Annotated in this window: 8 protein-coding genes; 6 read left to right on the forward strand and 2 right to left on the reverse strand. The window is 37.1% G+C overall.

What is annotated here, in order from left to right:
- Positions 1 to 111: 111 nt before the first annotated feature.
- Positions 112 to 312 (reverse strand): PTS ascorbate transporter subunit IIC, encoded by a 201-nt coding sequence (locus HT696_RS07980; protein WP_173282580.1) that lies wholly within the window; start codon positions 310 to 312, stop codon positions 112 to 114.
- A gap of 2 nt (positions 313 to 314) precedes the next feature.
- On the reverse strand, positions 315 to 455 hold the full coding sequence (locus tag HT696_RS07985; RefSeq protein ID WP_001162849.1) for a hypothetical protein: 141 nt from the start codon (positions 453 to 455) through the stop codon (positions 315 to 317).
- Between the two features lie 190 nt (positions 456 to 645).
- Between HT696_RS07985 and HT696_RS07990 the strand changes: the two genes are divergently transcribed.
- From HT696_RS07990 to ilvD, 6 genes are all read left to right on the forward strand, one after another.
- Positions 646 to 2,676 (forward strand): BglG family transcription antiterminator, encoded by a 2,031-nt coding sequence (locus tag HT696_RS07990; RefSeq protein WP_173283519.1) that lies wholly within the window; start codon positions 646 to 648, stop codon positions 2,674 to 2,676.
- 3 nt (positions 2,677 to 2,679) lie between these two features.
- Complete coding sequence (locus tag HT696_RS07995) at positions 2,680 to 2,964, forward strand: PTS sugar transporter subunit IIB (RefSeq protein ID WP_000912476.1); 285 nt, start codon at positions 2,680 to 2,682, stop codon at positions 2,962 to 2,964.
- Positions 2,965 to 2,976: 12 nt separating this feature from the next.
- Entirely contained in the window at positions 2,977 to 4,323 is a 1,347-nt protein-coding gene (locus tag HT696_RS08000) for a PTS ascorbate transporter subunit IIC (protein WP_173253472.1), read from the forward strand.
- 3 nt (positions 4,324 to 4,326) lie between these two features.
- Positions 4,327 to 5,184: a transketolase gene (locus HT696_RS08005; protein ID WP_173282582.1), complete on the forward strand. Its 858-nt coding sequence runs from the start codon at positions 4,327 to 4,329 to the stop codon at positions 5,182 to 5,184.
- Positions 5,181 to 6,113 carry a transketolase family protein gene (locus HT696_RS08010; RefSeq protein ID WP_173282583.1) on the forward strand — a complete coding sequence of 311 codons (933 nt, stop codon included), beginning with the start codon at positions 5,181 to 5,183 and terminating at the stop codon, positions 6,111 to 6,113. Before HT696_RS08005 ends, HT696_RS08010 begins: the two co-directional genes overlap by 4 nt.
- A gap of 232 nt (positions 6,114 to 6,345) precedes the next feature.
- The gene (ilvD, locus tag HT696_RS08015) at positions 6,346 to 8,049 is read left to right on the forward strand and encodes a dihydroxy-acid dehydratase (protein WP_173275233.1); all 1,704 of its coding nucleotides are present in this window, start codon (positions 6,346 to 6,348) and stop codon (positions 8,047 to 8,049) included.
- The last annotated feature ends 120 nt before the right edge of the window (positions 8,050 to 8,169 follow it).

The following is an 8,169-nucleotide window of genomic DNA, read 5'->3' on the forward strand; positions in this document are numbered from 1 at the left end:
CACTGGTTTTTACAATTTTTATCAGATTAACTTCCACTTCTACTAGCGGTGGAAGTTAGTTTGGGAATTTACCAAAATTCTCCTGTCAGACCTAGCAGACAGGAGAAGGTGTTAAATATCAATCTCAAATGGTTCGTCAATGGTTTCTGATACGTATTTTCCGTCTTTCTTCCGTTGTTTGACACATTCTGTGAGGAGATATTCGATTTGCCCATTGACTGAACGAAAGTCATTTTCTGCCCATGATGCGAGTGCAGCGTATAACTTTGTTGAGAGTCGAAGGGGGATCTGCTTTTTTTTAGCTTCAGCCATCTCTAGTAAAGACTTCCTGTGTTGACAATTGGTTGTGCATCATGATTGCCACAAAGAACGACAAGGAGATTTGAAACCATGGCAGCTTTTCGCTCTTTGTCAAGCTCTACCAATTCCCCTTCATTGAGCCGTTCTAGTGCCATTTCAACCATTCCTATTAATTGTTATCTAAATGATATCGCTTTAATTTATAACGTCAAGAAAAAGTAGAAAAATAATTACTAAAAACTTTCAGCCCAATAATTTCTTTTAAAAGGTGAGATTATATTGTGCTCAAATACTCTTTTATTCTTATAACTTTTACACTATAATTGTAGTTAGAAAGGAAGAGAAATGTTTGATTATAGAGCACTAGTTATTTTGATGACTTTGATGGATCATTGTGAGCTATCATTATATGAATTATCTGTTAAGGTGAGCTTACCTATAAAGGAAGTCAAAGAAGGAATAGATTATTTAGTGCCTTATCTAGCTAATAAAGGGATAGTGCTGGATAAAAAACAAGGTCGCTATAGTTTATCAAATCGTACGAAGCAGTCTTTGACAGATATTATTAAGTCGGATGAATTGGTTTTACCAAAGTCGACTCGCTTAGCATTAATCTATCTTTACACTTTTTGCCGATTAGATTTTATATCGAATAATCATTACCAAGACTTTTTGAAAGTAAGTAAGAATACAACCTTATCTGATATTCAATCATTAAGAAAGATTATGTTAGATAATGATTTGGAGCTAGGGTACAGTAGAGCAAAAGGTTATACTTTACACGGTTCAGAGTGGAATAAGCACCGTTTAGCTTTTCAAATGGTTAGTGAGTTGCTGGAATCCTCCATAGGGATTTGGGGGTTGGATTATGTTTTATCCAGTTGGGGGTATTCATTAACTTATGATTTGATTGATCAGGTAGTTAAAGATTATTATGAAAAGCTACAGATAGTACCTATTGTTAATCAATTAAAAGTTTGCCTTTTCGGTTTAGTATTCATTATATGTAGGTATCAAAGGGATGTTGAAAGAGTATGTCTTTCAGAGACATTAGTATCTCCTATTATTGAAGATATAACGACTATTTTATTGGATACAGTAGTTGATTTGGGAATTATAGATACGGTATTTTCAGAGGATGATTATCGCTATATCACAGTTTTATTATCAAGTTGCTTTGAAGGTGAAGTAGATGTTGCTCCGGTTTACTTTAATCAATTAACAGAGGCTATTATAAGTAGAATGGAAGATATTTCTTTGTTACATTTTAAACAAAGAGAAGTATTGAGAGAAAATCTTCGCCGCCACCTTATACCGGCTTACTATAGATTAAAGTTCGGCTTACCTAGTTCAAATGAATATGTGTTGCATGTTAAAGAACAGTATCCTGATTTATTTGAACTAGTAAAAGATTCTTTGACTCCCTTGATGGACGCTATTGACAAGCCCATACCTGATAGTGAAACAGCATATTTTGTTATCCATTTTGGAGGATATTTAAAGAAAGCAGACAATTTGCCTCAAAAATGTTATAAAGCAGCAATTATCTGTCCTAATGGAATTAGTTCTTCATTGATGATAAAAGAGAATCTATTAGCATTATTCCCTCAAATTGAGTTTATAGGAACCTCAAAGATTGATGATTTATACGCGAAAACTAGTAGTGACTATGATATGGTTTTTTCTACTATAAAGGTGGATACAGAGAAGCCAAATTATCTAGTTTCTGTTATGATGACGGAAGAACAAACAACACAGTTAGTTGAATTGGTATCAAAAGATTTCCCAGATACAGGTTATCGAGATATTGAGCTTAATCAGATAATTAGCATAGTAAGACGATATAGTGTAATCACACAAGAATTAGAGTTAAAATTAGCATTAAAGAGGTATCTCTATCAAGAAATGAACAGAAAGGAAGTGTTACCATTGTTAGAAGAATTAATTACAAAAGAAACTTATCAGGTTAGTTCGGAAAAATTAGGATGGAAGGAGGCAATTCGTTTAGCAGCTAAACCGCTTTTGGATCAACATAAGATAACTGAGAACTACCCTGAGGCAATGATTCAAAAAGTAGAAGAGTTTGGGCCTTTTATTAATTTAGGGAAGGGAGTAGCAATTCCTCACGCTCGGCCAGATGAAGGTGTGAATGAAATAGGAATGTCAATGTTAGTTTTGGAAGAACCGATTTATTTATTGGATAATCCAGAACAAGAGGTAAGATTGTTGATTTGTATTGCAGCCATTGATAATGAGAGTCATTTAAAGGCTTTGTCACATTTAACAACAATTTTAAGAGATAAAAATCATGTTCAAACTTTAATATTATCAAAAAACTATGATGATATTGAAATGATAATTAAACAGGAGGATTAGATAATGTTAAAAATTGGTACAGCTTGTGGTTCAGGATTAGGTTCAAGTTTTATGGTACAGATGAATATTGAATCTGTATTGAGTGATTTGAATGTTTCAGATGTAGAAGTTGAACACTATGATTTAGGTGGAGCAGATCCAAATGCAGCTGATATTTGGATTGTTGGTCGTGATTTAGCTGATTCAGCTAGTCATCTTGGAGATGTTCGTATCTTAAATAGTATTATTGATATGGATGAACTACGAGAATTAATTACTAAACTTTGTGAAGAAAAAGGACTTATTTAGGAGGCTAGCGTCATGATGAAGTTCATATTGGATATTGTTAGTACACCAGCTATTTTAGTAGCTTTAATTGCAATCTTAGGATTAGTTCTTCAGAAGAAGAAATTACCTGATATTATTAAAGGTGGAATTAAGACTTTTGTTGGTTTCTTAGTTGTATCTGGTGGTGCAGGAATTGTACAAAATTCTTTGAATCCATTTGGTACCATGTTTGAACATGCTTTTCATTTATCTGGAGTTGTACCGAATAATGAAGCAATTGTAGCTGTAGCTTTAACAACATATGGCTCAGCTACTGCAATGATTATGTTTGCAGGTATGGTATTCAATATCTTAATTGCTCGTTTTACTCGATTCAAATATATCTTTTTAACAGGGCACCACACTCTATATATGGCGTGTATGATTGCGGTCATTTTATCAGTTGCTGGCTTTACAAGTTTGCCTCTTATCTTACTAGGAGGATTAGCGCTCGGTATTATTATGAGTATTTCCCCAGCATTTGTGCAAAAATATATGGTTCAATTAACTGGAAATGACAAGGTGGCTTTAGGTCATTTCAGTTCTTTGGGATATTGGTTGAGTGGTTTTACTGGTAGCCTTATCGGTGACAAATCAAAATCAACAGAGGACATTAAATTTCCAAAGAGTTTAGCTTTTTTACGTGATAGTACTGTTAGCATTACTTTATCTATGGCAGTTATTTACATTATTGTAGCTATCTTTGCAGGGTCAGAATATATAGAAAAAGAAATCAGTAATGGTACAAGTGGTCTAGTTTATGCTTTACAATTAGCAGGTCAATTTGCAGCAGGGGTATTTGTTATTTTAGCAGGTGTTCGCCTTATTTTGGGTGAAATTGTTCCAGCCTTTAAAGGTATTTCAGAGCGTCTTGTACCTAATTCAAAACCTGCTTTGGATTGTCCGATTGTTTATACTTATGCACCCAATGCAGTTCTAATTGGATTTATCTCTAGTTTTGTTGGTGGTTTAGTGAGTATGGCAATTATGATTGCTTCAGGGACGGTTGTTATTTTACCAGGTGTTGTGCCTCATTTCTTCTGTGGAGCGACTGCAGGTGTCATTGGGAATGCATCTGGTGGTGTTCGTGGAGCCACTATTGGAGCATTTTTACAAGGTATTTTAATTAGTTTTCTTCCAGTCTTTTTAATGCCAGTTTTGGGAGGACTTGGTTTCCAAGGATCAACTTTCTCAGATGCAGATTTTGGTCTATCAGGAATTATTTTAGGAATGTTAAATCAATTTGGCTCACAAGCAGGCATTGTCATTGGTCTTGTTCTTATTTTAGCAGTTATGTTTGGAGTATCCTTTATTAAAAAGCCATCTGTAAAGGAGGAATAAGGGATGATTTTAAGTGAAAATAGAGAAGATGAGTTAAGAAAATTTGCGACTAACATCCGATTAAATACTCTTGAAACCTTGAATCATCTTGGATTTGGTCATTATGGAGGGAGCCTGTCTATCGTAGAAGTTTTAGCAGTGCTTTATGGTGAAATAATGCCAATGACTCCAGAAATATTTGCATCACGAGATAGAGATTATTTCATATTATCAAAAGGTCATGGAGGACCAGCTCTATACAGTACACTCTATTTGAATGGTTTCTTTGACAAAGAATTCTTATATTCTTTAAATACAAATGGAACCAAATTACCGTCTCATCCTGATAGAAATCTAACGCCAGGCATAGATATGACAACGGGCTCTTTAGGACAAGGAATTAGTGTTGCAACTGGACTTGCATATAGTCAGAGAATAAGAAAGAGTCCCTTTTATACTTATGCTATTGTTGGAGATGGTGAGTTAAATGAGGGACAATGTTGGGAGGCTATACAGTTTGCTTCTCATCAACAGTTATCTAATTTAATTGTATTTGTAGACGATAACAAAAAACAATTAGATGGTTTTACAAAGGATATTTGTAATCCAGGTGATTTTGTAGAAAAATTCTCAGCATTTGGATTTGAATCCATTAGGGTCAATGGTTCAGATATTAGAGAAATTTATGAAGGGATTATCCAATTAAAACAGTCAAATAATTCATCCCCTAAGTGTATTGTATTAGACACTATTAAAGGTCAAGGAGTTCGAGAGCTGGAAGAAATGAAATCCAATCATCATCTTCGCCCTACTGTAGAGGAGAGACAAATGTTAACTTCAGTTGTAGAAAGATTAAGTCAGGAATTGGAGGAAACAGAATGATGAGAAGTACGAAAGAATTACGGCATGTATATAGAGACTTCCTTTTAGAGGCTAATCAAAGTTATTCTGATATAGTAGTCTTAGAAGCTGATTTGTCAAGTTCGATGGCTACTAATAATCTTGAAAAGGACTTCGGAGACCGTTATGTGAATGTTGGGATTATGGAAGCAGAAATGGTCGGGTTTGCAGCAGGTTTATCTATTCAGGGGTTTAGACCCTATCTTCATACATTTGGTCCTTTTGCTTCACGAAGAGTATTTGATCAATTATTTATTTCTCTTGGATACGCACAATTGGATGCCACTGTGATTGGATCAGATGCAGGAGTAACTGCAGAAATGAATGGTGGGACACATATGCCATTTGAAGAAATTGGATTGTTACGTTTAATTCCTAAATCGATCATTTTTGAAGCAACTGATGATATCCAATTTCGTGAAATATTGAACCAGACATTAGACTTAAAAGGACTGAAATATATTCGAACAATTAGAAAAGCTCCAGAGGCTGTATATCAAGGTGGAGAAGATTTTTCTAAAGGCTACATTGAGTTAAGACATGGTGAAGATGTTGTAATCGTTGCTTCTGGTATAATGGTTGCTCCAAGTATTCGAGTTGCAGATGAACTGTCTAAATTAGGTTATTCAGTAGGTGTGATAGATTTATTTAGAATCAAACCGATACCAGAACAGATAAAAACAATGTTAAGTGGAAAAACTATATTTACTGTAGAAAACCACAATCAGATAGGTGGAATTGGCAGTGCTTTATGTGAATTATTCTCTGATGATGGAATAACAAAAATTCATCGGATGGGTGTTCAAGAAAGATTCGGTCAAGTAGGGAAAATGGATTATCTTCTTAATGAGTATGGTTTGAGTGAATCGAATATAAAAGAGAAGGTTCTAGAAATTTATAATGCAAGATAGATGTTAAATACACTTATCTGAAAGAATTTCTGTAAAAATTACAGTACGTTATTTAAAGAAAGCGGATTAAAAAGCATATTCTGGTCATCAGAAAGTGCACTAATCCGCTTTGTTGTTTTTAGTTTTAAATATTTCACATGCGTATAGAATTTTCTGAAAATTCAAGAATTTTCTTCTGTTCATTGCTTTTAAAATGTGCTATAATAGTAAAAACTGAAATGGGAGGGAACAAATGACTGAATTAGATAGACGTCACCGCAGTAGCATTTATGACAGCATGGTTAAATCACCAAACCGTGCCATGCTTCGTGCGACTGGTATGACAGATAAGGACTTTGAAACACCGATTGTGGGAGTGATTTCGACTTGGGCGGAAAATACGCCATGTAACATCCACTTGCATGATTTTGGGAAATTGGCTAAAGAGGGTGTCAAATCTGCAGGTGCTTGGCCTGTGCAGTTTGGGACTATCACTGTAGCGGACGGGATTGCCATGGGAACGCCTGGTATGCGCTTCTCTTTGACATCTCGTGATATCATTGCGGACTCAATCGAGGCGGCTATGGGTGGTCACAACGTGGATGCCTTTGTCGCTATCGGTGGTTGTGATAAGAACATGCCTGGTTCTATGATTGCCATTGCCAATATGGATATCCCAGCTATTTTCGCTTATGGTGGAACTATTGCACCGGGAAATCTTGATGGTAAAGACATTGACTTGGTTTCTGTCTTTGAGGGTATCGGAAAATGGAACCACGGTGACATGACAGCTGAGGACGTAAAACGTCTTGAATGTAATGCCTGCCCTGGCCCTGGTGGCTGTGGTGGTATGTATACAGCTAATACCATGGCGACTGCTATCGAAGTTCTAGGGATGAGTTTGCCAGGCTCTTCATCTCACCCAGCTGAATCAGCTGACAAGAAAGAAGACATCGAAGCAGCAGGACGTGCTGTTGTTAAGATGTTGGAGCTCGGTCTCAAACCATCAGATATCTTGACTCGTGAAGCCTTTGAAGATGCCATCACTGTAACCATGGCTCTCGGTGGTTCTACAAATGCCACTCTTCACTTGCTTGCCATTGCCCATGCGGCTAATGTTGACTTGTCACTTGAGGACTTCAATACGATTCAAGAACGTGTGCCTCACTTGGCTGACTTGAAACCATCTGGTCAGTATGTCTTCCAAGACCTCTACGAAGTCGGTGGTGTCCCTGCGGTTATGAAGTACTTGTTGGCAAATGGATTCCTTCATGGAGATCGCATCACATGTACTGGTAAGACAGTTGCTGAGAACTTGGCTGACTTTGCAGACCTCACACCAGGTCAAAAAGTTATCATGCCACTTGAAAATCCAAAACGTGCGGACGGTCCGCTTATCATCTTGAACGGAAACCTTGCTCCTGACGGTGCAGTTGCCAAGGTATCAGGTGTTAAAGTGCGTCGTCACGTTGGGCCTGCTAAGGTCTTTGACTCAGAAGAAGATGCCATTCAGGCTGTTTTGACAGATGAAATCGTTGATGGCGATGTAGTCGTTGTTCGTTTCGTTGGACCTAAGGGTGGTCCTGGTATGCCTGAGATGCTGTCCCTTTCTTCAATGATCGTTGGTAAAGGTCAAGGAGACAAGGTGGCCCTCTTGACGGATGGACGTTTCTCTGGTGGTACTTATGGTCTGGTTGTTGGACATATCGCTCCTGAAGCTCAGGATGGTGGACCGATTGCCTACCTTCGTACAGGCGATATTGTTACGGTTGACCAAGATACCAAAGAAATTTCCATGGCCGTATCCCAAGAAGAACTTGAAAAACGCAAGGCAGAAACAACCTTGCCACCACTTTACAGCCGTGGTGTCCTCGGTAAATACGCCCATATCGTATCATCTGCTTCACGCGGAGCCGTGACAGACTTCTGGAATATGGACAAGTCAGGTAAAAAATAAACTTAAAAAGCAAGCCAACTTCGGCTTGCTTCTTTTCATCTCCAAAAGTAATTTGCCTGCTTATACTCAATAAAAATCAAAGAGCAAACTAGAAAGCTAGGCGCAGGTTGCTCAAAACAC

The organism is Streptococcus sp. 9903 (assembly GCF_013276625.1).
In the GTDB taxonomy this organism is placed as follows: domain Bacteria; phylum Bacillota; class Bacilli; order Lactobacillales; family Streptococcaceae; genus Streptococcus.

Bases quoted from the DNA above. Each gene is read 5' to 3' on its own strand.
- HT696_RS07980 (WP_173282580.1), bottom strand. From the start codon at position 312: ATGGCTGAAGCTAAAAAAAAGCAGATCCCCCTTCGACTCTCAACAAAG.
- HT696_RS07985 (WP_001162849.1), bottom strand. From the start codon at position 455: ATGGCACTAGAACGGCTCAATGAAGGGGAATTGGTAGAGCTTGACAAA.
- HT696_RS07990 (WP_173283519.1), top strand. From the start codon at position 646: ATGTTTGATTATAGAGCACTAGTTATTTTGATGACTTTGATGGATCAT.
- HT696_RS07995 (WP_000912476.1), top strand. From the start codon at position 2,680: ATGTTAAAAATTGGTACAGCTTGTGGTTCAGGATTAGGTTCAAGTTTT.
- HT696_RS08000 (WP_173253472.1), top strand. From the start codon at position 2,977: ATGATGAAGTTCATATTGGATATTGTTAGTACACCAGCTATTTTAGTA.
- HT696_RS08005 (WP_173282582.1), top strand. From the start codon at position 4,327: ATGATTTTAAGTGAAAATAGAGAAGATGAGTTAAGAAAATTTGCGACT.
- HT696_RS08010 (WP_173282583.1), top strand. From the start codon at position 5,181: ATGATGAGAAGTACGAAAGAATTACGGCATGTATATAGAGACTTCCTT.
- ilvD (WP_173275233.1), top strand. From the start codon at position 6,346: ATGACTGAATTAGATAGACGTCACCGCAGTAGCATTTATGACAGCATG.